We start from the raw sequence: 26,327 nt of genomic DNA, 5'->3' as shown, positions 1-26,327 counted from the left end.
TTTCAGCCTTTATTGGCATAATTAGCCGAATTTATGCGTGCTAAAGTCAGTCGCCTTTATCGATGATACAAAGATTGCGAAAAGCCATATTGCGTATTTTTTGTTCACTTATCAACGTGGCAATTGCAAAATTACAGATCATCCCTATTATAGTTCGGTTTTTATTGATGTTGGAATTTACATGACTCGTGAAAAAAAAGCCGCAGGGCATGTACCAAAGTTTACTCTCTCAATGCTACACCCTCGTTATTGGCTGGTGTGGTGTGGATTGTTTATTGTCGCATTACTGGCTTTTTTGCCGCATAAATTGCGTGATGCTGTAGCGGGTCGTATAGGGCGTTTTGCCGGAAGAAAAGCAAAAAAACAGCGCCATAGAGCAGAGATTAATCTGCGATATTGTTTTCCACATTTATCTGATACAGAACGTAATGAGCTTATAGACAACACTTTTTCGACTGCGGCACAAGTAATGCTGGCAATGACTGAATTGGCTATTCGCAGCAAAGGTTTTCTTGACTCTCGTACACGATTTATCGGTTTTGAGCATGTTGATGCAGTTAAGGCCAGCGGTCGAAACATTATTTTTATGGTTCCTCATGCATGGGCAATTGATTTTCCTGGCATCATTATGGCATCGAAAGGCATGCCTATTGCAGCAATGTTTAATCCACACCGTGATATATTAATTGATTGGATATGGAATAGAGTACGTTTGCGTTTTGGTGGCCGATTACACACAAGACAAGATGGTATTAAAGCATTTTTAAGCTCTGTGCGTCAGGGGTATTGTGGTTATTATTTGCCTGATCAAGACCATGGTGCAGAGAAAAGTGAATTTGTTGATTTTTTCAGTACTTACAAAGCAACGTTACCTGGGCTAGGTAAGATGATGAAAGTCTGTAATGCTGCCGTAATCCCACTATTACCGGTTTATAACAGTAAAGAGGGAATATTTGAGATGCATATTCGCCCAGCAATGGATGATTTGCAAGAAGCCGATAATGTGACTGCGGCACGTAGAATGAATGAAGAGATTGAGCATTTAGTGATGCCAAACCCTGAGCAATATATTTGGATATTGAAGCTACTAAAAACCCGTAAAGAGGGAGACACTAGCCCCTATTCAGATGATGAGCAATAAACTAAAACTTGTACTCACCCGTTAAGATAACCCTACTTTTACGGGTACTAAACTATTGTTATTTTGATTATGATGTATTTATGATTACGCGGCGATTTTCAACGTGGCTTTTGGCCTTTGTGTTTTTAATTTTATGTTCGTCTGCTGTGGCTGTTGAGCACTCTGACTCTGTTGTTTCTAATACAAAACTTGTCTTTAATGCAGCAGTTGCTTCGGAAAAATCAGCTATTTCTACGACAGCAATATATACTAAAGCAATTACTGAAGCGAAAACGCCAGTATATGCAAAAATAGCTGGCCATGAAATGCAGGTGTTGACATTAAACAAAGGTCAAAGCATTGATATTAATACGGTGAATAATGGTGATTATCAAATTAACTTTGGTAATGCTTTTGCTATTATTCATCAGTCAGATTTAAATATAGTCAAAAAAGATAAGATTGATCGTTTATTAGATACGATGTTATTACAAGAGAAGCAAGAGCAACACCGTGCTTTAGATAATATCATCACTAAATCTGCTGTGCCAATTTATAATGAAATATCCTATAAGCCTACTGTTTTTGCTTATTTAAGTGAAGGGCTACGTTACCCTTTTGTGGATAAAATAGAAGATAGTAATAACGTGTCATGGTATGTTATTCGAATTGCCGGAGAAGTAAAATATATTAAAGCAAGTGATGTTGAGCTTGATCACGGCATTGCAGTATTAACTTTCCACCATATATTGACTAATCAAGAAAATAAATTATTTCGACATACCTCAACAACAACATCAGATGTTGCATTCAGTAATCAGATGGCCTATTTACAACAGGCTGGTTATCAAACAGTGAGTATGGAAGATCTTGAAGGATATATTAAGGGTAAAATTAACTTACCAGCCAGAGTTGTGGTATTAACGTTTGATGATGGGTTAAAATCAGTCTATAAATATGCTTATCCTATTCTAAAGAAGTATAAATTTAAAGCGACTGCATTTATTATCTCATCACGGATTAAGTACTTCCCTCAACCCTGGGATGCTAATTCATTACAATTTTTGAGTTTTCAAGAAATTGATGCAATGCAAGATGTATTTGAGATAGAGTCACACACGCATTTCATGCATAAGCGTGTATTAAGACATCCAGTATTGTTATCAAAATCATATCATAATATTTATCGTGATTTTGTACGCTCAAAGAAAGTGTTACGTAAATACAACTATCATGTTGATTATTTATCATATCCTTTTGGTGGTTATAATAAAATGGCGATTAAAGCTGCAAAAGAGGCAGGTTATCATTTAGCGGTAACAACTGAGCAAGGAAAAGTAAAACCTAATGATAATCCATATACGCTAAAACGCTTGTATGTTTTCCGTACTGATCCAGTACAAGTTTTTGCTGATAAAATTCGCAATTAAACAATGCCGAAAGAGAGACGATAGAAGTAATAAGATAACGGGTGTATTAGAGTAGGTGATAACAAGACCCTTATTTAATAAAAAAAGCCACGATAGTTTCGTGGCTTTTTTACGTGATAAAGAGATATTTCTGTATAAGTGGTATTTCACATTATGTAAAACCACACAATACGATAGGCTACCGCCTGTTTACTTTATAAACACATTACTCAACACGCAAAATACGGCAAGTATTCGTGCTGCCAATAGCACCCATCTCATCACCTTGTGTGACCATAACCAGATCACCAGTCATCAAAAAGCCTTTATCTTTTAGAATAGAGACCGCTTCTTTTGCTGCTTCATGGCCTGAAATATGGGTATCAAACAATACCGGTGTTACCCCACGATACAGTGCAGCTAAATTGAGGGTTGTTTCATGGCGTGACATAGCAAAAATTGGCTTACCAGAACTGATACGTGACATCATCAGCGCAGTACGACCAGATTCCGTCATGGCAATGATAGCCGTCACACCCTGCAGATGATTAGCGGCATACATGGTTGACATCGCAATAGTTTCTTCAACATTGTCGAAGGTACGATCCATACGGTGGTTAGAGACATTGATGCTTGGCATCTTCTCTGCACCTAAGCAGACACGTGCCATGGCTGCAACAGTTTCTGCTGGATACTGGCCTGCGGCTGTTTCGGCTGACAGCATGACTGCATCAGTGCCATCGAGTACGGCGTTGGCAACGTCCATTACCTCTGCACGGGTTGGCATCGGGTTGGTGATCATGGATTCCATCATCTGGGTTGCGGTGATCACTGAGCGGTTCAAGCTACGTGCGCGGCGGATCAGTTTTTTCTGTACGCCAACCAGCTCTGGATCGCCAATCTCAACACCTAAATCGCCACGGGCAACCATCACAACATCAGAGGCTAGGATCACATCATCCATGGCTTCATCAGTTGCCACGGCTTCAGCACGTTCAACTTTAGCAACAATTTTAGCATGGCAACCGGCATCGCGTGCTAAACGGCGAGCATAGTTCAGATCTTCCCCTGTACGTGGGAAAGAGACAGCCAGAAAATCAACATTGATTTTAGCTGCAGTAATGATGTCAGCTTTATCTTTTTCTGTCAGAGCTTCTGCAGACAGACCACCACCGAGTTTATTGATGCCTTTATTGTTAGAGAGTGGGCCACCAACGGTTACTTCGGTGAACACTTTTAGCCCTTGAACATCGAGGACTTTCAGTTGTACTCGGCCATCATCAAGCAGCAAAATATCACCGGGTACAACATCATTTGGTAGACCTTTATAGTCAATACCAACGTGCTCTTTATCGCCTTCACCTTTTGGTAATTCGGCATCTAACAAGAATTTATCACCTACATTTAAGAAGATTTTACCCTCTTTAAAGGTAGATACACGAATTTTAGGGCCTTGAAGATCGCCTAATATCGCAACATGTTTACCCAGTTTTGCTGCCAGTTCACGCACTTTATTTGCACGAGCAAGGTGATCTTCTGCTGTACCGTGAGAGAAGTTTAGACGAACAACGTTAGCACCGGCGGCAATGATTTTTTCAAGATTATTGTCGCGGTCAGTTGCGGGGCCAAGTGTGGTAACGATTTTGGTTCTTCTGAGCCTTCTGGACATGGATAACTCCGTTAAATAGTCACTGTACGGTATGCCAAATATGGCAAAGAACACCGTAATGGTGAACAGAAATGCAATAATGCACATGCACAGTATGATACTGATATGAAGAGAAAGACTGTGCGGTAATCTTGTACCTAATTATTAACTTATTATCGCACTTTCGATGAAACCTGCATTAGTTGTTTCATGCTGTTTGTGTGTAATAACGACATTTTTTATGAATAATCATTCAGTGGGCTTTAGTTATATCAGGCTTATGCCCCTTTTTCAAAGCGCGAGTCACGCAGGGCCTCTTTTACCCGCTTGAGGTTATCACGGAATTTAGCTCCTCGGCGTAATGTGAAGCCGGTGGCAAGTACATCAATAAGCGTCAGTTGTGCAATGCGTGAGGCCATTGGCATATAAACATCGGTATCTTCAGGAACATCGAGTGTTAAAGCAAGTGAGGCTTCACGGGCTAACGGTGAATCTTCAGAGGTAATCGCAATGACAGTGGCTTCATTTTCACGGGCTAACTGAGCAATTTCAACCAGACTCTTGGTTCTGCCAGTATGCGATATCAGCACAATGACATCGTTTTCGTTTACGTTCATACAGCTCATGCGTTGCATGACAATGTCATCAAACCAGATAACCGGCACATTGAAGCGGAAAAATTTGTTCATGGCATCATGCGCTACGGCAGCAGATGATCCTAAACCAAAAAAGGAAATTTTCTTCGCTTGTGTTAATAAATCAACCGCACGGTTTACTGCATGCGTATCTAAACTGTTTTTGGCCACTTCCAGACTGGCCATAGTCGATTCGAAAATTTTTGCAGTATAGGCTTCTGCTGCATCATCCTCTTCGACATTACGGTTTACGTAGGGTGTGCCATTCGCCAAACTTTGGGCGAGGTGCAGTTTAAAATCAGGGAAGCCTTTGGTATCTAAACGGCGACAAAAACGGTTTACCGTTGGTTCACTCACATCCGCTACTTTCGCTAACGTGGCAATGCTTGAGTGAATTGCCGTTTGCGGTGAAGCAAGAATGACTTCAGCCACTTTTCGTTCTGATTTACTAAAGTTCTCTAGGCTTTTCTGGATTTTGTCCAGTGTGTTCATGCGAATACCACGTCATGTTTTAGTGTTACGAAAATCCCTGTATCTCTCAATAAAATCACGAGAGTGTGTTGGAAATATACTACCAGAGGTGGGGGCTTTACAGCGAGTCAACCTATGAATGTTCGTACTATTTCATCAGAATATGATTAAAGTCTAAAAACCACACCGTTGCATAAGCCGCTAATTATCTGTTTATTTAGAGATTATTCCATTGCTTCTGAGGCTAATATTAGCGTATTTTCCTTGAATTAGTTTCTTGCGTAAAATAAGTTGCTTAGAGGGTATAGTAAAAAAATAACACCACGAGCAACAACCAGTTTGAGGACAACATAATGGTATCAAAAGCACAAGCCTGTGATCTGGTTCTGTTTGGAACAAAGGGGGATCTGGCTCGTCGTAAACTACTGCCTTCTTTGTATCAACTAGAGAAAGCAGGGCTGTTACACCAAGATTCACGGATTATTGGTGTTGGCCGTGCCGAGTGGACACAAGAAGAGTATGTTGATTTTGTTCACAATGCGCTGATGACCTTTCAAAAAGAGGCGGTTGATCCTGCTGTGTGGGGAACATTAAGCCAACGTCTGCATTTTTGTAATTTAGATGTAAATAACGAAGCTGATTTTGCACAATTAGTGGCACTAGATAATCACGCAGAACGTGTGATGGTGAACTATTTTGCAATGCCACCATTAACTTATCCTGCCATTTGCCGAGGGTTGGCTGCGGTAGGCTTAAATCGCCAGCCTAATCGTGTAGTGATGGAAAAGCCAATTGGTACTAGTTTGGCTTCATCCCAAATTATTAATGATGGTGTAGCTGAGTTTTTTGATGAGTCTCAGGTGTACCGCATTGACCACTATTTGGGTAAAGAGACGGTTCTGAATTTGCTGGCATTGCGCTTTGCTAACTCAATTTTTGCTTCTAAGTGGGATAATCGCACGATTGACCATGTGCAGATCACCATTGCTGAAGAGGTGGGTATTGAAGGGCGCTGGGGCTATTTTGATAAAGCAGGCCAGATGCGCGATATGGTGCAAAACCACCTGTTGCAGATTTTAACCATGATTGCGATGTCGCCACCTGTTGATCTGACATCTGACCGTATTCGTGATGAAAAAGTAAAAGTTCTGCGCGCTCTGCGCCGTATCGATCATACCAACGTGAATGAAAAAACGGTACGCGGCCAGTATACGGCGGGCTTTGTGCAAGGGCAGAAAGTTCCGGGCTATCTGGAAGAAGAGGGCGCAAATAAGAGCAGTGCGACCGAGTCTTTTGTCTCTATTCGTGTGGATATTGATAACTGGCGTTGGGCTGGTGTGCCGTTTTATCTGCGCACGGGTAAGCGTTTACCGGCAAAATGTTCTGAAATTGTGGTGTATTTCAAGAATCCACCATTAAACTTATTTAGCGATTCGTATAAAGATCTTCCACCGAATAAGCTGACTATTCGCTTGCAGCCTGATGAGGGTATTGAGATTCAGATCCTCAATAAAGTGCCAGGTCTTGATCATAAGCACCGTTTACAAACTACAAAGCTGGATCTGAGTTTTAGTGATACGTTCAGTGAAGAGCATATTGCTGATGCGTATGAGCGCCTGTTGCTAGAGGCTATGCGCGGTATTCAGGCGCTGTTTGTTCGCCGTGATGAGGTAGAAGAGGCGTGGAAATGGGCTGATTCAATTATTCAGGCATGGGCGGCAGATAATGAGCCACCAAAGCCGTATCAGGCAGGAACATGGGGGCCGGTAGCCTCTATTGCGATGATCGCCCGTGATGGCCGCTCATGGAGTGAGTACGCATAACGCTCTGTGTTTATTCAACAGTGGCATTTTTACAGTATCAATATTATGCATTATATAAAGTTATGCATAATACAGTAAGAGTAAAAGTGTCACTTTACATGATATTGAGTGGTTGTTTTATGCTTATGTCCATTAGAGATAAGGATTCATTATGTTAACGGCTAGGCCGCAATGGTGTGAGTTTTCGTCAGCAGAAGTACTCAATCAGCAATTAGCTGCACGTATCGTTGAAAGGCTACAACAGGGCATTGCCGAGCGGGGCGCTGCCAGTTTGGTTGTTTCAGGTGGGCGTACACCAACAGGGCTATTTCGTGCATTAACACAGGTTGATATTGATTGGTCTTGTGTGTTTATCACGCTGGCCGATGAACGCTGGGTAGATGAGCATGATGAGGCTAGTAATGAGAAACTGGTTAAAGCGCATCTGTTGCAGGGTTATGCGGCGGCAGCGACGTTTTGTGGGTTAAAAAATAGCTGTGCTACGCCGTTTGAAGGTGCAGATCTGGCTGCCGATCGTTTAGCCGGTTTTCCGCGTCCGTTTGATGCGGTGATTTTAGGAATGGGTGATGACGGGCATACTGCGTCACTGTTTCCTGGTGCTGATAATCTGGCGGCAGCACTGGATATGGATTCAGGCAAAGTCTGTATGGGGATGACGCCGTTAACTGCGCCATTAGACCGTATTACGCTGACACTGCCTGCGTTGCTTGATAGCCGTCAGATTTATGTGCATGTGGTCGGAGAGGGCAAGCGCAGTGTGTATGATGCGGCTATGCAGGGTTCTGATGTGAATACGATGCCGGTACGGGCAATATTGGCGCAAACGCAGACTCCGGTTTCGGTATTCTGGACTGCATAAATGCAGGTGCGCCTGTCTATCAGGCTGGTTTGTTGTGTAGGTGTTGATATGAAAAAAACAGCAACTTTGTACGCAGGCCAGTGCTTATTCCAACGCGTTTAAGAGTGTTATTGAGGGATAAGAGTATGGATAACAAGAAAATCTCGATTATCGGTTTGGGCTGGTTAGGCATGCCACTGGCTATGCATCTACAGTCAGCCGGTTATGCGATAGTGGGCAGTAAAACAACGGCAGACGGGGTGGCAGCGGCGCAGCTAAGTGGTATCGAAAGCTACTTACTCAACCTTAATCCGCAGATTGAGTGTGATGATACTGATCTCGATACGCTGCTGAACGTTGATACTATGGTGGTGAATATTCCGCCTGGCCGTAAAAATTACCGCGCACAGTTTTATCTTGAGGCCATACAAAACTGGGTTGACAGCGCACTGGCTAATCAGGTTAAGCATCTGATTTTTATCAGTTCGACCTCGGTGTACGGTAAAATATCGGGTGAGGTAAATGAATCATCAGCGTGTTATCCGGAAACTGGCTCTGCACGTGAGCTGTATGAGCTGGAACTCTGGTTGCATGGCTTGCCCAATATACGGATAGATGTGCTACGCTGTGCAGGGTTGGTGGGCCCCGATCGGCATCCGGGGCGTTTTTTAGCCGGAAAACAAAATCTGCCGGAAGGTGCGCAGGGTGTGAATTTGGTGCATCTTGATGACTGCATTACGGCCATTTCACGGCTGATTGAGTGTCGTTTACCGGAAGGGCGAACCTACAATTTGTGTGCGCCAGAGCATCCCATTCGTTCGGTATTTTACCCGCAGATAGCGAAAAATCTGGGGCTTGATGCGCCCACTTTTTTGCCCGATCTGGCTGGCCGTTCGCGGATTATCAATGGTAATAAAATCTGCCGTGAGCAAGGGTTTACGTATCACTACCCAGACCCGTTCACTATGCTATTTTAAAGCATACTGTTTTAAATCATATGATGTGAAACAGTGACTTACTGATACTGCTTATAGGTGAGTGAACAGTAGGTGATGAGTACGAGAGACAAAAATCCCCAGACCTTCGATTAAAAGATCTGGGGATTTTTTTACGGTATTGCTCTATGAGATCGAGCACTCAGATAGCTTGAGGGCTCAAACATTGCACGGTACATTTTACGGTATATAGCAGCTTATACCGCTGTTAGCGCCAGTATTATACTTGGCTTGCCCACAAGTCATACTCATCAGCGTGATCAACTTTGACTCGCAAGATATCACCGGCTTTTACATCGGTGACACCGTTGAGATAGACAGCACCATCAATTTCCGGTGCATCGGCCATACTACGGGCTACCGCACCTTCTTCGTCAACTTCATCAACAATGACCATAATTTCACGGCCGATTTTGCTTTGCAGGCGCTGTGCTGAGATCTCTTGTTGCAGCTGCATGAAGCGATTCCAGCGATCTTCTTTGATCTCTTCAGGTACTTGCTCAGGCAGTTCATTTGCGGCTGCACCCTCTACAGGGCTGTACTTAAAGCAACCTGCGCGGTCGATTTGTGCTTCACGCAAAAAATCGAGTAACAAGTTAAAATCTTCTTCAGTTTCACCGGGGAAGCCAACAATAAATGTTGAACGTAGTGTTAACTCTGGGCAGATTTCACGCCAGCGTTTAATGCGCTCAAGCGTACGCTCAACTGAACCTGGGCGTTTCATCAGTTTTAGCACTTTCGGGCTGGCATGCTGGAGCGGAATATCCAAATAAGGCAGGATTTTTCCTTCTGCCATTAATGGGATCGCATCGTCAACATGTGGATATGGGTAAACATAATGCAAGCGTACCCAAACACCGAGTTTAGCTAGTTGCTCACACAATGAGAGCATACTGGTTTTTACCGGTTGGCCATTCCAAAAACCGGTACGGTGCTTAACATCAACGCCGTATGCCGACGTATCTTGTGAGATCACTAAGATCTCTTTTACACCAGCTTCCACCAAGCGTTTTGCTTCATCAAGTACCGCACCAATCTGGCGGCTCTCTAAATCACCGCGCATAGACGGAATGATGCAGAACGTACAACGGTGATTACACCCTTCTGATATTTTCAGATATGCATAGTGGCGCGGCGTCAGTTTAACGCCGGTTTCAGGCACAAGGCTAGTGAACGGGTCATGCTCAGGTTTTGGCACATATTTGTGCACATGGCTGAGCACTTGCTCGTAACTGTGCGGGCCGCTGATTTCAAGCACTTTTGGATGCACTTCACGGATTTGGTCCTGCTTTGCACCCAGACAGCCGGTAACAATGACCTTGCCGTTTTCGTTTAATGCTTCACCAATTGCCTCAAGCGACTCTTGAACGGCGCTATCGATAAAACCACAGGTGTTTACAATCACCATGTCCGCATCTTCATAGCTAGGGACAACATGATAACCTTCAGTGCGCAGCTCAGTCAGAATACGCTCAGAGTCGACCAAATTTTTCGGACAACCCAGTGACACAAAACCAATACGTTTTTCGCTCATAGTGCCTGTTCAAAAACTCATCAAAAAATGGTCGCGATTATAGCGTTAAGTGGCATAACAAGCTACCTAAACACGCAAGTGATCGACTTATTCATCGATAGGTTTTGATTAATCTTCTATTTTAACAGAACAATGACCCGCAGTTACTTGGTTTTTACCATGAGTTTTTGAGTGATAAAGTGCCATGTCTGCCTGCTGGAAAACGGTATCAAAATGGCTATCAGCTTTAGCAACACATGTACCTAATGAGATTGTTACCGCATGTTTTCCTATTGGTTTGTCTGCAATAGCTTGTCGTATGCTTTCTGCTCGAGTATTGACTGCACTTTCATTCGTTGTATAAACAATCAGTACAAACTCTTCACCGCCCCAGCGGATCAGTAAATCATCCTGACGGGCATTGTTTTTAATTCGTTCTGCAACCGTTTTTAATACCTGATCGCCAGCATAATGGCCGTAGGTATCATTGATTTTTTTGAAATTATCAATATCAATAATAATAATACTGTAACGCTGTTTAAGACTTTTTTGTTTAGATAAAAAATAGTGTCTATTATAAAGTTGTGTTAATCCATCAGTATATGCAGAGTCTTTTAGTTTTATATATGAGTGAAAGAGAACAGTAGATATGAATGATACAAATAGACTAAATAATAAATTAAATAATGTATTAAATGATAATGCTGAGTAACTTAGATGGTATGTTTCTTGGTTGCATAAAATATTCATTTTAAGCCCTGACTGGCTTAAATAAATATTTGAGTTATACTCTTTATTAAATGCATTTATTTTATCTTTAATAAAAGAGGGTGATAGGTCCACAATAACAACAGCAGCGAGTTTATCTTTAAAGAAAATCGGCATAAAGATACTTTGCATTTTTTTTAAGGAGTAATCTTCTGTATATATCTCTGAGGTTCTTATGTCACAAGTGATAAAGCTATCATCAAATGATTCAGGAAGATTTAATGTATTAATAGCATTAATATAGGTTGATTGCTTTATTGCGGCTTCCATAAATTCTTTATAATAAGTTTTATAAGGAAAGAAATAAGCATAATCACCATTTTTTTGAATGAGTGATAATGAAATAATATTATTGTCACTCTCTTTTTTTAATTTCTCATTGATTTTATTTAAAGTTGATTGCAATAGCGGTATTTTTGAGTTGTTATTTAATATAATCAATTTTGCTTTATCGTTATCATTGAGCTCTGTTTTTTTCACCTCAGCAGCATCAATAAAGTCAGCATTTGCATAAACAACATTTAACTTTCTTACTAATGCATACATTTGCATATACTGGGTGTTGATCTCATTATATAACTGATGCATGTAATAAATATGTTCCTCACGTTGAGAAACATAGAAAAAAAGATTGCTAATAGCAAAGACAGTAATAAAAACCAGAAATTTATAACTATTCATACGTGATATTCAATACATTGCATGAGTATTTTTTTTCATATTAATTAATGGCGCATACTGTAATGTGTGTGATATTAAATTAATGTGTAAAAAAATGCATATTTGGCCGCTAATAGTACTTAGCTGGCAATAAAATTTTTAGGAAATTGTGCTGATAACTATTTAGTGTTACGTTGATTTGATTGAAGATGTATAAAATAGAGCACATGAGTACAAAAAATACGTGTTGATATCTATACTTTATAGATAGTGTATGTTTGGTTGGTGAGTTAAAAAAATGCCGCCAGTATACACTGCGGCATTGATTACTGTGTTAGCAATATGGAGACATGCAGACTATACCACTATAAGCGTAATGCGTTATAACATAGGTATTGCACTTATACATGTATCATGAAGATTTTATTTCCAGTGAATCGTATCCACGCCAGCGATAATTGAGAATAGAAACTACCCAACATAATACAAATAGGCCAATAATCATAAAGCCAGCATTACCTAGATGATCATTGAGTTTACCAATGATATCCCATATACCACCGCTCAGTGATAACTGATCCATTAGCAAGCCTAATGCTTCTAACCCGCCAATAAAAAGTGCCACAATCACGGATGCTGCAGTGATTGTTATATTGTAATACAGCTTTCGCTGGGGTTTATTAAATGCCCAGTTATATGCACCGACCATTAACACATTATCTATTGTGTCGACTAGAGCCATACCTGAAGCAAAAAGAGCAGGGAAGATCATAATAGACCAAATAGACATTCCATGAGATGCACCAGCAGTAGAGAGCCCAAGAACACCGATTTCTGTTGCGGTATCAAACCCTAATCCGAATAAAAAACCTACCATATACATATGCCAGCTTTTATTGACAAGGCGAAATGTTTTGGCAAATATTAAACTCATGATACCGCCGCTGGCAGCTAAATTTTCGTTAAATGGCTTACCTTGTTTTAACGCTTGAAAGCTGCGCCAAGTACTGCGCAAGATAACGAAGTTAATAAAGGCCATGGCTAACAAAAAAATAGCAGAAATAGCTGTACCGATAATACCGCCTGTATTATGAAACCAATCCATATGTTGGCTAAAGGTTGTTGCAGTAGCAGCTATAGCGGCTGAAGCAAGAACGACAATAGTAGAGTGCCCTAATGAAAAGAATACGCCAACACCGAATGGGCGTTTTCCCTGTTGCATCATCTTACGGGTAACATTATCTATTGCGGCAATATGATCGGCATCAACAGCATGGCGTAGGCCATAACCCCAAGCCAGTAAACTTGCAGCCATTAGCGCGCCATTGTCTCCAAACTCTATCCATGCCCAGCACCACGCCAACATATTTGCCAGTATCAAAACGAGAATAAGCAGTGAAGCTCGCGTCTGCTGACGCAATATGTTACTAAGTGTCATCTTTATTTCCAATATTAAATTAATGGATTTATCAAAATCCATAGACAACATAAGTCTAATATTTTCGTGATAGGGATACCATAAAATCGGCGTAAAATAGCCAGCATTTTTAGATTTGAAAGGAAAAACTCCCGATAACGAGAAACGCTGTACCGTTATCGGGTTACCTTCTAGTTTAGAGGGTATTAAAGAAAAAGCAGTGGCAATAATTGAGACTGTGTATTTATCAGTAAGTTTCATTCTTAATGTAAAAATTTTTTTCAAATATAGATATTCAATAGATTTAGCTTGCTTGTTCACTCTTTGTTATTGCGAGATCTTAGCTGATTATATTGATTTTACTCAGTTTTGAGTGTTTTAAAGCGCGTTATTTTATTTGTTAGGCGAAGAGCTACTTTTATGATGACAGAAAAAAGAATTTTTTTGTCAGATATATGTATCTAAACATTGACTGGAATGTTAACAAGATGTACATTTCAAACATCTGTTTAATATGGGTGTATGATAATGATCGCCAAACCTGACACCAAAGCACGCATCCTTGATGCGGCCGAACGATTATTTGCCGAGCAGGGTTTTAACGATACATCATTGCGCACAATTACTGCAGAAGCCGATGTCAACTTAGCGTCAGTAAATTACCATTTTGGTTCGAAAAAAGAGCTGATTCGGGCAGTGCTGGAACGCTATCTTGATGTTTTTATGCCTGCAGTAGCAAAGGCATTGCAAAAAGTGCTTGATACGGAAGAAAAGCCTAAGTTAGATAAAGTATTTCAAGCATTTAAAGCCCCATTACTGCAACTTACAGCGTTGCGTCCTGAAGGTGCAACCTTATTTATTCAACTGCTTGGACGTGGTTATACCGATGTTCAGGGGCATTTGCGTTGGTTTATCACTACTCGGTATGGCAATACGTTATCTCTTTTTACTGTTGCAGTAAAACGAGCTAACCCTGAGCTTAATGATGCAGAGCTATTTTGGCGCTTACACTTTACGCTAGGCACAGTAGTCTTTGCGATGCTTTCAAATGTGGCGTTACGCGAAATTGCACTCTCTGATTTTGGCCAGCAGATTCAGATAAGTGATCTTTTTGACAAAATTATTCCTTATTTAGCCGGTGGTGTTGCTGCGCCAAGTTATCACTCAGAGCCGGGCTATCACACAGACATCGCCCAACGACATCAACCAGTGTGTAAAGCTGTCGCTAGAAATATTGGTTAAACCTACCCTAATACCTGTGATAAGGATGAACATCATGAATACTCTGCGCCAGCGTTATCTTTCAGGCCCAGCGTTTAAGGTATTTAAGCAAATTTTGCCGCCTCTTTCAGCAACAGAGCGCGAGGCAATGGAAGCCGGTACGGTGTGGTGGGAAGGCGATCTGTTTTGTGGAAAACCAAACTGGAATAAGCTGCATGCATTGCCAAAACCGAGGTTAACCGCAGAAGAACAAGCGTTTATGGATAATCAGGTTGAAACTCTGCTAAATATGCTCGATGACTACCAAATTGTGCATGAGCTTCATGACTTACCAAAAACAGTGTGGGATTACCTTAAACAAGAGCGTTTTTTTTCGTTAATTATTGGTAAAGAGTTCGGTGGACGCGCATTTAGTGCTTTAGCTAACTCCACGATTGTCACTAAAATTGCCAGTAAAAGTACTACTGCCGCGGTGACGGTTATGGTACCTAACTCTTTAGGCCCCGGTGAGCTGTTATCTCATTATGGTACAGATGCGCAAAAACAGCACTGGTTACCTCGTTTGGCAGATGGCCGCGAGATCCCCTGTTTTGCATTAACGGGCCCAGAAGCGGGCTCCGATGCAGGCAGTATCCCTGATAAAGGTGTGGTATGCCGTGGCCAGCATGAGGGCCGTGATGTGTTGGGTATCCGGTTAAACTGGAACAAGCGTTACATTACACTTGCGCCGGTGGCTACCGTGTTAGGGCTGGCATTTAAGCTGCATGATCCTGATGGCTTATTGGGTGATAAAGAGGATATTGGCATTACTTGTGCACTGATCCCAACTCATCATCTAGGTGTAGAGGTGGGTGCTCGCCATATCCCGATGAATTTGGCTTTTATGAATGGCCCAACATGGGGTAAAGATGTTTTTATCCCGCTAGATTGGATTATCGGCGGGGCGGAGTATGCGGGTAAAGGCTGGCGTATGCTGGTTGAGTGCCTCTCTGCCGGACGCGGTATTTCTCTGCCGGCACTGGGTACGGCTATTGGCCACTTAACAACCCGTACGACCGGCGCATATTCGTATGTGCGTAAACAGTTTGGTATGTCTATCGGGCGCTTCGAAGGTGTTGGCGATGCGATGGGGCGGATTGGTGGACTGACTTATCTGCTAGAGGCATCACGCACGCTGACAACCACGGCACTTGATACTGGTGAAACCCCAGGTATTGTTACCGCGATAGCAAAATATCACATGACAGAAATTGGCCGTAAGCTGCTGAATGATTCGATGGATGTGCATGCAGGGCGGGCGATTCAACTGGGTGAAATGAACTATCTGGGGCACCACTATTTTGGTATTCCGGTTGCGATTACCGTTGAAGGCGCAAATATTCTAACACGTAACCTGATGATTTTCGGGCAAGGCGCAACGCGCTGTCACCCGTTTGTATTAGGCGAGATGGAAGCTGCGGCAAATCCAGATGAAGCAGCAGGGCTGCAGGCTTTTGATGATCTGCTGTTTAAACATATTGGGTTTGGTGTTAGTAACTTTTTCTCAACATTCTGGCAGGGGATTACCGCAGGTAAATTTAGCGCTGCACCGGATGCCAGCCCGCTGAAAAGTTACTACAAACAGCTTAGCCGTATGAGCCGTGCGCTGGCATTAACCGCAGATATGGCGATGTTGGTGCTGGGTGGTGATTTGAAGCGTAAAGAGATGCTTTCAGCACGGCTCGGTGATGTGTTGAGTAATCTGTATCTGGCCTCCGCAGTGCTGAAGCGTTATGAGCAAGAGGGGCGCTTGAAAGAGGATCTGCCGCTGGCAGAATACGGCTTGCAATATTGCCTGTACGAGTGTGGTAAAGCTTTTGACAGCTTCTTCCAGAACTTCCCGAACCGAGTGGTGGCAAGATTACTGCGTACGGCAGTATTCCCATACGGTGTGAGCTACAAACCGGTGAGTGATGACATTGCGCTGACCATCGCTAAGTTGATTATGATCCCAGGTGCGCAGCGTGATCGTTTAACGAAGTTATGTTTTGTCGGTCAGGCGGCTGATGAAGCCATTAATATTGTTGAATCGGCGTTTCAGGCGATGTATGCCGCACGTGGTATTGAGAAGAAATTAGCTGAAGCGCAGCGTTCAGGCGCATTACCACGTAAAGTGGCATTAGAGGCATTAATCACTGCCGGTCTGCAAAAAGGGGTGATTAATGATGCAGAAGCGAAGCAAATGCGTGAAGCGGATGAACTGCGCAGTCGTGCGGTACAGGTAAATCATGTTGATGGTCCGCACCCTAATCCGGCACGTGCCGAACGTGAAGAGGCAGCATAACCGTAATTTACTGACGTTGTAGAGATAAAAAAAGCCCATCGAAAGAGGGGCTTTTATTTTTACTTATTTAGCCGATGACTTAATGCTGATATATCAACCGCAGTGTAATCTTAACACCTTGAATATCAATGCCAAAAGACCACAATCAGCGAACCTGCCAGCGTTAATAGCACATTAGCAATGGCATAGGTACCCGCATAGCCTAGCGCCGGAATATTACTGCGCGAGAGTGAGTTAATCACTTCCATAGCCGGTGCCAATGTACGGGCTCCCATAATTGCACCAAATAGCATAGCACGGTTCATTTTTAGGATATAAGCGCCGAATAAATAAGCGATAATAACTGGCCCAAGGCTGACTAATAAGCCACCTAAAATCATCTGTAACCCGATATTGTCCACTTCATTATTCAAACCACTGCCTGCACTTAAGCCAACACCAACCATAAAAACCATTAACCCAAACTCTTTGGTCATGGTCAACGCTCCTTGCGGCACGTAACCGAACGTAGGGTGGTTGGCGCGTAAAAAGCCGAGCATAATACCGGAAAATAGCAGACCAGCAGCATTACCAAAGCTGAAACTGAACTGGCTAAACTGGAAGGTGACTTGGCCGACCATCAGACCAATGATAAAGAAGCTGCAAAATGCCAGCAGATCGGCCACTTGGCTATGAATTGAGATAAATCCGACGCGATCGGCTAACCCACGTACTCGTCTGGCATCGCCGCTGACATGTAAAACATCGCCTTTATTGAGCACGATAGTATCGTCAATAGGCATCTCGATTTGGCTACGAACGATGCGGTTCAAAAAACAACCCTGATCAGTTAACCGTAGGTGCGAAAGGCGCTTACCGACAACACTATCATTTTTTACGACGATTTCTTCGGTAACAACATGCAAATCAAGAAGATCGCGGTCAAATACCTCTTTCCCTTCACGAAAACTGGGGTCAAGGCGTGCATGGCTATCAGGATACCCCACCAAGGCTATTTCATCACCAATTTGTAATACAGCATCACCATCTGGGCTGGCTAAAATACCGTTACGACGAATACGCTCGATATAGCAACCAGTTTGACGATAAATGCCCAGTTCGCGCAAGTTTTTACCGCCACTCCAATCCACCAATTCAGGGCCAACGCGATAAGCTCGGATAATTGGCAGATACACTTTGCGTTGGCTATCTGGATCTAAACCGCGTTCACGGGCAATTTCTTGTGCACTGGTGACCAAATCTTGCCGCTGTAATTTAGGCAGATATCGCGCAGCAAGGATCAAGCTGACTAAGCCAACGAGGTAAGTGAGTGCATAGCCTAAACTTAAATTACTCAATGCCGTTTGTACTAACTCCGGGTTGGCAATATTGTGCGAGCCACTGAGTAGAGACTCTCGTGCACCAACAAGTACTGGAGTAGAGGTCATCGAGCCCGCTAACAACCCCGCTGTTAACCCAATATCCCAGCCAAGCCATCGGCCTAAACTAAAAGCGATACAAAGTGCACTTATGACTAAGATGAGTGCTAGCAGTAGGTAGTTTTTACCATCACGAAAGAAAATTGCAAAAAAGTTTGGCCCAGCTTCAATGCCTACGCAAAAAATGAATAACATAAAACCTAGACTAAGAGCTTCAGCATTTAGCGTAAAGTGCATCTGTCCGAGCAGTAAAGAGACAACCAGTACGCCAATTGAGTTACCTAGTTGGAGCGATCCCAAACGTAGCTTGCCCAGACATAGTCCGAGAGCGAGTACGACAAACAAAAGCAGAATGTCATTTCCATTGAGCAATGCTGATACGTCGATATTCACAATGTTAATTCTGTTGTCAAATTAAGTGACGAAATACATATTAGCAAAATAATATATTTACCGATACAAGAAAATAGACCTATAAATGTAAACGTAATGTTTTAAAAATGATGAAATTATTTGACGATATAATTTCAATATACTGATAAACATTATGTACATATCATATTTTACATCTAACTTTTTTGAATTGCCTACTTATTTGCTATAAGTCTTGATGTATTACACCATTTAATGATTTTCTAATTAGATGCATTGTGTGTTATCGGTAGAATTAGCCGAAAAGTGTCGAAGGGAGTCGACGTATGCAAAAGTGGAATTGGCGTACTGCTATTATGAGTAGCACGCTATTTTGTATTATTTTTTTCTTTCAAGGCGTGTTGTCGCCACTTAAGCAAACATCAGGGCATACAGGGCTTCTTTTTTTCATGATCCCTGGCATGCTGTCTGCTTATCTTATGCCGCGTGAGGGTTTAGAGCATACACTGTTAGGTACGCTATTGGCTTTACCAGTGTGCACTCTTATTCGTTGGACAACATTCTCTTCCTATATATGTGTTATTGAAATGATTGTCTATTTTTTGGGTGCTGTATTTTGGTGTGGTTTAGGGGCTTTGCTCTCTATCTTTGGTTTACGTGTTTTACAGTTTTGTAAAGAAAAAGATCATTCATAATAGGTAACTTTTCCTATTTTGGTCACTTAGACGGTTATGTTAAATAACACAGCTGAGTTGTAAGTATAAAAAATCAGTATAGAAGAGCATAGATAAACGATCACCAAGAGATAGAAAAAGAGAGGTAAGAGAAGAGAAATAAGAGAAGAGATATAAAAAAGAGAAGATAGGCTGTTTATCTTCTCTCTTTCTATTATTCTGATATTTACGCTACACAGTATAAACACACAGTGTTATATATATTGAGCTGTTGTGTTTTATATATGCAATAACAGTACAATATTAACTTATTCGCTATACAAGTTTAAATGCTCTTTTGCGTAGGCTTCAAAATCTGTACATCCACCAATATGTTCTTGATCAATAAAAATTTGTGGAACAGTAGTAACAGGTTTTCCAACCGTTTTTTCCAGATCTTCTTTTGAGATCCCTTCAGCATGGATATCAATATAACGGAAGCGGAAATCGTCACGTTCTGTACTTAGTTTTTCAGCCAGCTCTTTTGCGCGGACACAGTAAGGACAACCTGGACGACCAAAAATCACGACAAACATACATACTCCTGTATTATGGCTAAAAAGCCACACCAACGTAACGTTTTAATGAAAAATTAAGTGTATTTTACATTTAAAAAAGCACAAACTAAAAATAAGACTAAAGCCTACTTTTAGTACTATGCCAGTGTACAAAAGTTTAATAAAATGGAGCATACCTGTTAATTTAATAGTTTTTACCTATTAATTGGTGTGAGTTATAACTTATTAGCTTGTTGATAACAGTAAATGCATACATTCATCGTTATTAACAATAAGAAGGAGGCTTAATGAAGGATTCACTGATCGCGTTAATGCTAGTTGCTTTACCAATGGCAGCATTTGCCTCGTGGAGTATGAATCTGCACCCGCATAATAAAGAGTCTGTTAGCACATTTCAGTTGCAATCTGAATATATCGCTGAGTCTACTGGGCGTGGTGATCCAGTTGTGCGCACACAGCGTTAGCGTTGATTGCCTTATAAGCCTAGAGTGTGTGCTGTATGATATAACATTACTCATCATCTTTAGCGATATCTGCTGATTTTCCATTTAATACATGCAGTAAATCATGCGGTGCTAACTCAATATCTAAACCACGTTTGCCACCTGAAACTAAAATTGTGGTAAATAACTCAGCACCACTATCAAGTACAGTGGGTAATTGTTTTTTTTGGCCTAAAGGGCTAATTCCACCTACTAAGTAGCCTGTTGTTCGCTGTGCAATAGCAACATCAGCCATCTCTGCTTTTTTTGCACCTAATGCTTTAGCCACTTTTTTTAAATCCAGCATACCCGCAACAGAGACAATGGCTACTGCCAAATTCTTTGCATCCCCGTTGAGGCACACAAGCAATGTTTTATAGACACGTTGAGGATCTATACCCAGCAATGTTGCCGCCTCTTCACCAAAATGTGTGTTATTAGGATCATGCTCGTAGGGGTATAATTCAAACGCAATATGCTGTTTTTTTAATAGAACAACGGCTGGTGTCATGAGTTAACCTATTCAAATCGTAAATATACAGTATAAATTTGTCGCATTTTAATGTGTTGTAATTTTCTTGTTAGGCGTGTTTTTTACTAAAAATGCCCACATCAAAAATATATGTAGGCATAATATTCCAATGATACCACCTGATGTTGTGTACACAGTTTAAACGTTTATTGGCCACGCCATTTGAGTGTCACTTCAGCAATACGTTGCCCAAATAAACGGGCTGTTTTGAGATCGCCAGGTAGTGGCCCTTCTTCTGGGCTGGCATCTGCAGGGGATTGTGCCATTGCACCTGCAAATGCGCCTAGATAGTTAACATCGTTACGATCTGCCGTTTTAGTGTTTGAAGGCATTAGCCCTGTGCCAACCCAGATCATACTGTGTTGCATAGCAAGGGTAAAAAGATAGTGCAATGTCGAGTGTTTATCGCCATTTATTGTGGCGGAGTTAGTAAATCCGGCAGCAATTTTATCTTTCCACTTTTGCGCAAACCACGGGCGAGAGCTGGTATCTGCAAATTTTTTAAATTGCCATGATGCCATTCCCATATACGTAGGTGAGCCAAAAATAATCGCATCAGCCTCTTCTAGCTGACTGAATATAGCGTCGGGTAGATCGCCCTGACTATCAATTTGATACAGTGCAGCATGAACACCTTGTACTGAGTTTAGGCCTGCAAATACGGCTTCAGCTTGCTTTTGAGTATGACCATATCCACTGTGATACACGATGGCAATTTTACACATAAGTTACTCCTGATTGCAGTTATTATGTTGTTGAATAAAAGGGCAATTCATACAGCATAAACATTAGCACAAGATAATAAAAAGCCTGTTTGTGAATCAATATTGTTTGAGCGTTAACACCGTTCATTGCTTTATAGAAAAAAATAAAATGTATGTGGATATATATTAACGCGTAAAATCATCTTTTCTATTTACGCTATATAAAATAAAACGCTAAAATGGCAGTGAATAACACTTATAAATTGCAAGGAAATGTATAACACTGCGCATGTTAATATTGTAAATTACAGGATGAAAAAGAGTGCATTAATATAACTTATTGTTATTATTGAGCAGTAGTGTCTATTTTCCCTATTTTGTATCACTTGGTGTGAATGATTGAGTTTAAGATAAGCGATATTAATTATAAGCAGATACTTTTTTGTCGTATAGGATAAAACATCATGGATTCTGAGAGCGAATTACGGCAGCCATTACTGCTTCTTGTTGATGATTCACGTGCATCTCGTTTACTTTTAGCCTCAATTTTGAAGAGCTTTGGGCAAATTATGCATGCAAGTAATGGTGAACAGGCGCTCTTATTTTCCAGAGAATCGATTCCTGATATCATTTTGTTAGATATTGAAATGCCAGAGCAAAGTGGAATAGATGTCTGCCAACAACTGCAATCAGACCCTTTAACACAAGATATTCCAATTATTTTTGTCACAGGTACGCATGATCCTTATAAAGAAGTTGAAGGATTAGCCGTAGGCGCAGTTGATTTTATTTATAAGCCTTATCATGCAGCAATTATTCGTGCGCGTGTGAGTACTCAGTTAAAGCTAAAGCGTTTATCTGATCAACTCAGGCAATTAGTGAATCTTGATGGTTTAACGGGGTTATATAACCGTCGTGCGTTTGATAATCGTCTGTCTGTTGAGCTGCCTCGGCATTGCCGTAGCCAACAACCATTAGGATTAGTGATGATCGACGTAGATCATTTTAAGGCCTATAACGATAATTATGGCCATTTAGCCGGAGATCAATGTCTTAAAGCAATAGCGCACTGTTTACAGCAAAGTGCTAGACGTGCAGGAGATATGGTGTGCCGTTATGGTGGTGAAGAGTTCGCGATTATTTTACCTACTATGACCCTTGAGGCTCTACATGAATATGGGCAATGGCTATGTGAACAAATAAGAGCACTGCAATTACCCCATGTTAGCTCGAAAACATCACCGTATGTTACAATTAGTGTTGGGATCGCCACAACAATGCATACCGGCATATCGGTAGAGATGTTGATTGCACATGCTGATCAAGCACTGTATTACGCCAAGACACATGGGCGAAACCAATCTGCAAGTTATACGCATATTGAACATTCAGAGGAAAAATAGGTGCAATTTATCGCTACTTTTCCCCATACTTACTTATTGTATTAAGACATGTGATTATAAATAACGTTGTTCAAGATGTTGGCGGAAATAACGTGGATTGAGCGTTTCCCCCGTAGCTTGTTGGATTAACTCATCGGTTGGGTAATAGCTACCCTGTTGCCAAATTTTTTGATGAAGCCAGCCAAACAGTGCACTTAAATCGCCATTAGCAATTTGAGTTTCTAACTCCGGGCATGCAAGTTGTGCATGATGGAAGAGCTGTGCTGCATACATTGCACCAAGGCTATACGTTGGAAAGTAGCCAAAAGATCCATCAGTCCAATGGATATCTTGCATACAGCCATCACGAAAATTACCTGCGGTACTTAATCCTAGATACGCTTGCATTTTTTCATCCCATAGAGCAGGAATATCATTGACCTCAATATCCCCTTCAATTAATGCTCGCTCTATTTCGTAGCGCAATATGATGTGTGCAGGGTAGCTGACTTCATCAGCATCTACACGGATAAAACTTTGTTTCACATGTGTTGTTAAGGCTAAAAAATTATCACGAACAAAAGCGGCTTGATCACCAAAATGTTGTTGTACCAATGGCAAAATATAGTTTAAAAATGCAGGTGAGCGCGCGAGTTGCATTTCGAATAACAAACTTTGTGATTCATGGATCGCCGTTGAACGCGCTTGGGCAACTGGCTGACCTAATAAATGACGTGGCAAGTTTTGCTCATACCGTGCATGGCCGGTTTCGTGAATAATCCCCATCAATGCCGGAAGAAAATCACTTTCTGAATACCGCGTTGTTATTCGCACATCTTCAGGTACACCGCCACAAAATGGATGAGCACTGATATCAACACGGCCAGAATTAAAATCAAATTCCAGTAATTGCATGATTTTTAAACCTATTTCACGCTGATCCTGTAGATTGAATGGGCCTTGTGGCATGATAATAGAGTGTTGTGTTTGTTTTTCTAAAATCTGTTGTAACAGCGTGGGTAGCCACTGTTTCAGATTGCCAAAAATCAGATCTAATTGCTGGCTAGTCATACCAGGTTCATAGAGGTCAAGCAGAGCATCGTAGCGAGATTTTCCTGTTGCATCAGCCCGAATACATGCTTCTTCACGGGAAAATTTAACCACCTCTTTGAGATGAGTAGCAAAACCTCGCCAATCATTGGCAGGACGCTGAGTACGCCATGCATGTTCACAGCGAGCTCCCACTAATGATTTTTTCTCAACCAATTTAGCCGGCAATACCGATGCTGCTAACCAATTTCGGCGCATTTCTCGTACATTTGCACGTTGCGTGGTGGTTAATGTTTCCTGCTCGGCACGTGTGAGCCATTCGTGAACTTGAGGGGCTGTAAGGGTTTCATGTATAAGTACATTCAGTTCGGCCAATGCTTCAGAGCGCGCAGTATTCCCTTGATTGGGCATCATAGTGTGTTGATCCCAACTGCATATGGCATTGAGATGAGCAAACTTGTGTAGGCGGGAAAATACCGCTTCAACATTCTGATATGCTGTTGTCATTATTGTTATTCCTTTCAATTTTAAGCCAGCTCAAACAAAGTAGCAGCCCGTGCTTAAACGCACGCAGAGGCTTAATACAAGATAAAATCATGCTATGGTATAACACATTAAGCAACCCTTGAGGATAGAGCATAATGGCAAATGTAAAGGGAACTGTGATCGGGCTAAGTCTAGCTGCAATTGCAGTTGCGGGGGGCCTTCAATATTACACCGCGCACGTATTTGATCAGCAATTAGCGCAGATCAAAACACAATTACAGGGAAATAAATCCGTCATAATTACAGAAACGGAACGCTCATTATTTAGCCGAAATATTGATGTAAAATGGATCTCGACAGCGTCTCCTACAGAGGGTGGTCAAGTTGAACCTGTTGAGCTGACGGCTGAGAGTGCGGTAACACTGTGGCCGTTACATATTCAAGCTGATACACATTTGCAGTCTGAAGGTATTGTTGCAGAAATTGAAAAACTAAGTGGTAAGCCACTGCCATTGACTATGCATACCTCTTATACATTAGGTGGCGATGTGAATAGTCAATTCTTTTTAGGATTAGTGAATGCAAAAGATGGTGGTAACCATATTACATTGCAGCCTGCGTCGGGTTCAGTGACATTTAATCCACAGCAGTCAACATTAGCATGGAATAGCCAATGGCAGGGGGGAGAGTTAGCAAGTGCAGAAGGTACAATATTTACGGTTGGTGCAATAAATGCACAAGCATCACAACAAGAGCGCGATGGCTTATGGTTTGGTACAAATACAATTACGATTAAGTCAGTGAATAGCCAAACACCACAAGGCCAGATGTCTGCAAGTGATATACAAGTGCTCACAGATCAAAAAAATAATGGTGATAACCTTGATTTCAATTTAGATGTTGTGCTTGGGAAATATGAGCTGAAAAAACCGACCCATTTTGCAGTGAATGATGTGGTACTCAATACCACAGTCACTGGGTTAAATAAGCAAGTTTTACAGCGCATGGCAAGTAAAAATGAAATAACAGAGACGCAGGCACAAACGCTATTGCTTGAACTATTAGGAAAAGGCGTAAAGCTTTCGATTAATAAACTCAATGCTAAAATTGGTGAAGGAGCTCTTGATGGCAAAGGTGTGATGCAACTGCCTGCTGATCGTACCGCTCCTACTAACTGGGATGCGCTATTATTACCACTGACGGCAGATACACAATTAAGCGTTGATGAAAAAGTCTTTATGAAGCAACCGCAGATGCTATTGATGTTATTACAGTTTTCTAGTCAGGGCTGGGTAACACAATCTGATGGAAAACTTCATACTTCAGCTACGATTCACGATGGCATGCTATCGGTTAATGGTCATGAAGTGACACAGTTATTCTAATTACTACGCATGCTTTTTCTAGCAATACTTAAAAAAGAGTGACCGACGCACCTGAAAGTATAAATACATACTGAGGTGCGTTTTTTTATCGATTTTATCAATAAAAATAGAGCAATGCAGAGCAATATATTGGATGCAGTATAAAACAAGAAATTGATTTTTTTAGAGAAATTATTGAGATTTAAATAGAGATGAATATTTAGGAATGGTGTAATTAAGGAAGTTACCCAAAGTGGCGGAGGAGGTGAGATTCGAACTCACGAACGCTTTCGCGTCGCCGGTTTTCAAGACCGGTGCCTTCAACCGCTCGGCCACTCCTCCACTTGGGTTGAGAGAACTATAACGATGTTAGTGAGTGATGTAAAGTTAAAATCAGCCGTTTGTACATTAATTCAACAGGTTAGGGGGTGTTTGCTTGTAATGTAAACGCATTGCACTTTTTTT

21 protein-coding genes and 1 tRNA gene are annotated in these 26,327 nt (G+C 41.6%); 11 read left to right on the top strand and 11 right to left on the bottom strand.

Annotated features, from left to right (window positions below; translation table 11 throughout):
- Window positions 1-181: 181 nt before the first annotated feature.
- Both lpxM and ACRC53_RS10865 read left to right on the top strand, forming a co-directional pair.
- On the top strand, window positions 182-1,141 hold the full coding sequence (gene lpxM / locus ACRC53_RS10870; RefSeq protein ID WP_438643427.1) for a lauroyl-Kdo(2)-lipid IV(A) myristoyltransferase: 960 nt from the start codon (window positions 182-184) through the stop codon (window positions 1,139-1,141).
- A 146-nt stretch (window positions 1,142-1,287) separates the two neighbouring features.
- The gene (locus tag ACRC53_RS10865) at window positions 1,288-2,550 is read left to right on the top strand and encodes a polysaccharide deacetylase family protein (RefSeq protein ID WP_438643426.1); all 1,263 of its coding nucleotides are present in this window, start codon (window positions 1,288-1,290) and stop codon (window positions 2,548-2,550) included.
- Between the two features lie 205 nt (window positions 2,551-2,755).
- Here ACRC53_RS10865 and pyk read toward each other — a convergent pair whose 3' ends face one another.
- On the bottom strand, window positions 2,756-4,198 hold the full coding sequence (gene pyk / locus ACRC53_RS10860; protein WP_438643425.1) for a pyruvate kinase: 1,443 nt from the start codon (window positions 4,196-4,198) through the stop codon (window positions 2,756-2,758).
- A 257-nt stretch (window positions 4,199-4,455) separates the two neighbouring features.
- Window positions 4,456-5,304: a MurR/RpiR family transcriptional regulator gene (locus ACRC53_RS10855; RefSeq protein WP_438643424.1), complete on the bottom strand. Its 849-nt coding sequence runs from the start codon at window positions 5,302-5,304 to the stop codon at window positions 4,456-4,458.
- 332 nt (window positions 5,305-5,636) lie between these two features.
- On the opposite strand from ACRC53_RS10855, the gene zwf reads away from it, so the two are divergent.
- From zwf to ACRC53_RS10840, 3 genes are all read left to right on the top strand, one after another.
- Window positions 5,637-7,106: a glucose-6-phosphate dehydrogenase gene (zwf, locus tag ACRC53_RS10850; protein ID WP_438643423.1), complete on the top strand. Its 1,470-nt coding sequence runs from the start codon at window positions 5,637-5,639 to the stop codon at window positions 7,104-7,106.
- 151 nt (window positions 7,107-7,257) lie between these two features.
- Window positions 7,258-7,965: a 6-phosphogluconolactonase gene (gene pgl, locus ACRC53_RS10845; RefSeq protein WP_438643422.1), complete on the top strand. Its 708-nt coding sequence runs from the start codon at window positions 7,258-7,260 to the stop codon at window positions 7,963-7,965.
- A 125-nt stretch (window positions 7,966-8,090) separates the two neighbouring features.
- Window positions 8,091-8,921, top strand: a complete 831-nt coding sequence (locus ACRC53_RS10840; RefSeq protein WP_438643421.1) for an SDR family oxidoreductase — start codon at window positions 8,091-8,093, stop codon at window positions 8,919-8,921.
- Between the two features lie 238 nt (window positions 8,922-9,159).
- Here ACRC53_RS10840 and rimO read toward each other — a convergent pair whose 3' ends face one another.
- The 3 genes from rimO to ACRC53_RS10825 all read right to left on the bottom strand — a co-directional run bounded on the left by rimO (window position 9,160) and on the right by ACRC53_RS10825 (window position 13,318).
- A complete protein-coding gene (gene rimO / locus ACRC53_RS10835; protein WP_438643420.1) occupies window positions 9,160-10,473 on the bottom strand; it encodes a 30S ribosomal protein S12 methylthiotransferase RimO in 1,314 nt (437 codons plus the stop codon).
- 108 nt (window positions 10,474-10,581) lie between these two features.
- Window positions 10,582-11,808 carry a GGDEF domain-containing protein gene (locus ACRC53_RS10830; protein ID WP_438643419.1) on the bottom strand — a complete coding sequence of 409 codons (1,227 nt, stop codon included), beginning with the start codon at window positions 11,806-11,808 and terminating at the stop codon, window positions 10,582-10,584.
- 484 nt (window positions 11,809-12,292) lie between these two features.
- Entirely contained in the window at window positions 12,293-13,318 is a 1,026-nt protein-coding gene (locus ACRC53_RS10825) for a HoxN/HupN/NixA family nickel/cobalt transporter (RefSeq protein ID WP_438643418.1), read from the bottom strand.
- 507 nt (window positions 13,319-13,825) lie between these two features.
- Between ACRC53_RS10825 and ACRC53_RS10820 the strand changes: the two genes are divergently transcribed.
- Together ACRC53_RS10820 and ACRC53_RS10815 are read left to right on the top strand one after the other, a co-directional pair.
- Window positions 13,826-14,539 (top strand): TetR/AcrR family transcriptional regulator, encoded by a 714-nt coding sequence (locus ACRC53_RS10820; RefSeq protein WP_438643417.1) that lies wholly within the window; start codon window positions 13,826-13,828, stop codon window positions 14,537-14,539.
- A complete protein-coding gene (locus ACRC53_RS10815) occupies window positions 14,436-16,841 on the top strand; it encodes an acyl-CoA dehydrogenase (protein WP_438643416.1) in 2,406 nt (801 codons plus the stop codon). Before ACRC53_RS10820 ends, ACRC53_RS10815 begins: the two co-directional genes overlap by 104 nt.
- 125 nt (window positions 16,842-16,966) lie before the next feature.
- On the opposite strand, the gene ACRC53_RS10810 is transcribed toward ACRC53_RS10815, so the two are convergent.
- Window positions 16,967-18,652, bottom strand: coding sequence for an aspartate:alanine antiporter (locus ACRC53_RS10810; RefSeq protein ID WP_438643415.1), 1,686 nt, complete (start codon window positions 18,650-18,652; stop codon window positions 16,967-16,969).
- 305 nt (window positions 18,653-18,957) lie between these two features.
- Here ACRC53_RS10810 and ybjM point away from each other — a divergent pair, with 305 nt between their 5' ends.
- A complete protein-coding gene (ybjM, locus tag ACRC53_RS10805) occupies window positions 18,958-19,326 on the top strand; it encodes an inner membrane protein YbjM (protein ID WP_438643414.1) in 369 nt (122 codons plus the stop codon).
- Window positions 19,327-19,613: 287 nt separating this feature from the next.
- Here ybjM and ACRC53_RS10800 read toward each other — a convergent pair whose 3' ends face one another.
- Window positions 19,614-19,880 carry a GrxA family glutaredoxin gene (locus ACRC53_RS10800; RefSeq protein WP_438643413.1) on the bottom strand — a complete coding sequence of 89 codons (267 nt, stop codon included), beginning with the start codon at window positions 19,878-19,880 and terminating at the stop codon, window positions 19,614-19,616.
- Window positions 19,881-20,149: 269 nt separating this feature from the next.
- Between ACRC53_RS10800 and ACRC53_RS10795 the strand changes: the two genes are divergently transcribed.
- Window positions 20,150-20,326 carry a hypothetical protein gene (locus ACRC53_RS10795; RefSeq protein WP_438643412.1) on the top strand — a complete coding sequence of 59 codons (177 nt, stop codon included), beginning with the start codon at window positions 20,150-20,152 and terminating at the stop codon, window positions 20,324-20,326.
- Between the two features lie 46 nt (window positions 20,327-20,372).
- On the opposite strand, the gene ybaK is transcribed toward ACRC53_RS10795, so the two are convergent.
- A complete protein-coding gene (ybaK, locus tag ACRC53_RS10790; protein WP_438643411.1) occupies window positions 20,373-20,855 on the bottom strand; it encodes a Cys-tRNA(Pro)/Cys-tRNA(Cys) deacylase YbaK in 483 nt (160 codons plus the stop codon).
- A gap of 167 nt (window positions 20,856-21,022) precedes the next feature.
- Entirely contained in the window at window positions 21,023-21,601 is a 579-nt protein-coding gene (locus ACRC53_RS10785; RefSeq protein WP_438643410.1) for a flavodoxin family protein, read from the bottom strand.
- Between the two features lie 443 nt (window positions 21,602-22,044).
- Between ACRC53_RS10785 and ACRC53_RS10780 the strand changes: the two genes are divergently transcribed.
- On the top strand, window positions 22,045-22,983 hold the full coding sequence (locus ACRC53_RS10780; protein ID WP_438643409.1) for a GGDEF domain-containing response regulator: 939 nt from the start codon (window positions 22,045-22,047) through the stop codon (window positions 22,981-22,983).
- Between the two features lie 54 nt (window positions 22,984-23,037).
- Here the strand turns inward: ACRC53_RS10780 and ACRC53_RS10775 are convergent, their stop codons facing one another.
- Window positions 23,038-24,519, bottom strand: coding sequence for a carboxypeptidase M32 (locus tag ACRC53_RS10775; RefSeq protein ID WP_438643408.1), 1,482 nt, complete (start codon window positions 24,517-24,519; stop codon window positions 23,038-23,040).
- Between the two features lie 134 nt (window positions 24,520-24,653).
- Between ACRC53_RS10775 and ACRC53_RS10770 the strand changes: the two genes are divergently transcribed.
- Entirely contained in the window at window positions 24,654-25,883 is a 1,230-nt protein-coding gene (locus tag ACRC53_RS10770) for a DUF945 family protein (RefSeq protein WP_438643407.1), read from the top strand.
- 233 nt (window positions 25,884-26,116) lie between these two features.
- Here the strand turns inward: ACRC53_RS10770 and ACRC53_RS10765 are convergent.
- Window positions 26,117-26,204, bottom strand: a tRNA-Ser gene (locus ACRC53_RS10765).
- Window positions 26,205-26,327 lie beyond the last annotated feature (123 nt).

Source organism: Plesiomonas sp. (assembly GCF_051652165.1).
Taxonomy (GTDB): domain Bacteria; phylum Pseudomonadota; class Gammaproteobacteria; order Enterobacterales; family CAMTGL01; genus Plesiomonas.
Note: the sequence above shows the minus strand (reverse complement) of the source record. Positions and strands in the feature narration are given on the sequence as shown.

What these genes read in the sequence shown, in the direction of transcription:
- ACRC53_RS10820 (WP_438643417.1), top strand. Translation starts at nt 13,826, where the DNA reads ATGATCGCCAAACCTGACACCAAAGCACGCATCCTTGATGCGGCCGAA.
- ACRC53_RS10770 (WP_438643407.1), top strand. Translation starts at nt 24,654, where the DNA reads ATGGCAAATGTAAAGGGAACTGTGATCGGGCTAAGTCTAGCTGCAATT.
- ACRC53_RS10840 (WP_438643421.1), top strand. Translation starts at nt 8,091, where the DNA reads ATGGATAACAAGAAAATCTCGATTATCGGTTTGGGCTGGTTAGGCATG.
- ACRC53_RS10775 (WP_438643408.1), bottom strand. Translation starts at nt 24,519, where the DNA reads ATGACAACAGCATATCAGAATGTTGAAGCGGTATTTTCCCGCCTACAC.
- pgl (WP_438643422.1), top strand. Translation starts at nt 7,258, where the DNA reads ATGTTAACGGCTAGGCCGCAATGGTGTGAGTTTTCGTCAGCAGAAGTA.
- zwf (WP_438643423.1), top strand. Translation starts at nt 5,637, where the DNA reads ATGGTATCAAAAGCACAAGCCTGTGATCTGGTTCTGTTTGGAACAAAG.
- ACRC53_RS10795 (WP_438643412.1), top strand. Translation starts at nt 20,150, where the DNA reads ATGAAGGATTCACTGATCGCGTTAATGCTAGTTGCTTTACCAATGGCA.
- ACRC53_RS10825 (WP_438643418.1), bottom strand. Translation starts at nt 13,318, where the DNA reads ATGACACTTAGTAACATATTGCGTCAGCAGACGCGAGCTTCACTGCTT.
- ACRC53_RS10785 (WP_438643410.1), bottom strand. Translation starts at nt 21,601, where the DNA reads ATGTGTAAAATTGCCATCGTGTATCACAGTGGATATGGTCATACTCAA.
- ybjM (WP_438643414.1), top strand. Translation starts at nt 18,958, where the DNA reads ATGCAAAAGTGGAATTGGCGTACTGCTATTATGAGTAGCACGCTATTT.
- ACRC53_RS10855 (WP_438643424.1), bottom strand. Translation starts at nt 5,304, where the DNA reads ATGAACACACTGGACAAAATCCAGAAAAGCCTAGAGAACTTTAGTAAA.
- pyk (WP_438643425.1), bottom strand. Translation starts at nt 4,198, where the DNA reads ATGTCCAGAAGGCTCAGAAGAACCAAAATCGTTACCACACTTGGCCCC.
- ACRC53_RS10830 (WP_438643419.1), bottom strand. Translation starts at nt 11,808, where the DNA reads ATGCATCAGTTATATAATGAGATCAACACCCAGTATATGCAAATGTAT.
- ACRC53_RS10800 (WP_438643413.1), bottom strand. Translation starts at nt 19,880, where the DNA reads ATGTTTGTCGTGATTTTTGGTCGTCCAGGTTGTCCTTACTGTGTCCGC.
- ybaK (WP_438643411.1), bottom strand. Translation starts at nt 20,855, where the DNA reads ATGACACCAGCCGTTGTTCTATTAAAAAAACAGCATATTGCGTTTGAA.
- rimO (WP_438643420.1), bottom strand. Translation starts at nt 10,473, where the DNA reads ATGAGCGAAAAACGTATTGGTTTTGTGTCACTGGGTTGTCCGAAAAAT.
- ACRC53_RS10780 (WP_438643409.1), top strand. Translation starts at nt 22,045, where the DNA reads ATGGATTCTGAGAGCGAATTACGGCAGCCATTACTGCTTCTTGTTGAT.
- lpxM (WP_438643427.1), top strand. Translation starts at nt 182, where the DNA reads ATGACTCGTGAAAAAAAAGCCGCAGGGCATGTACCAAAGTTTACTCTC.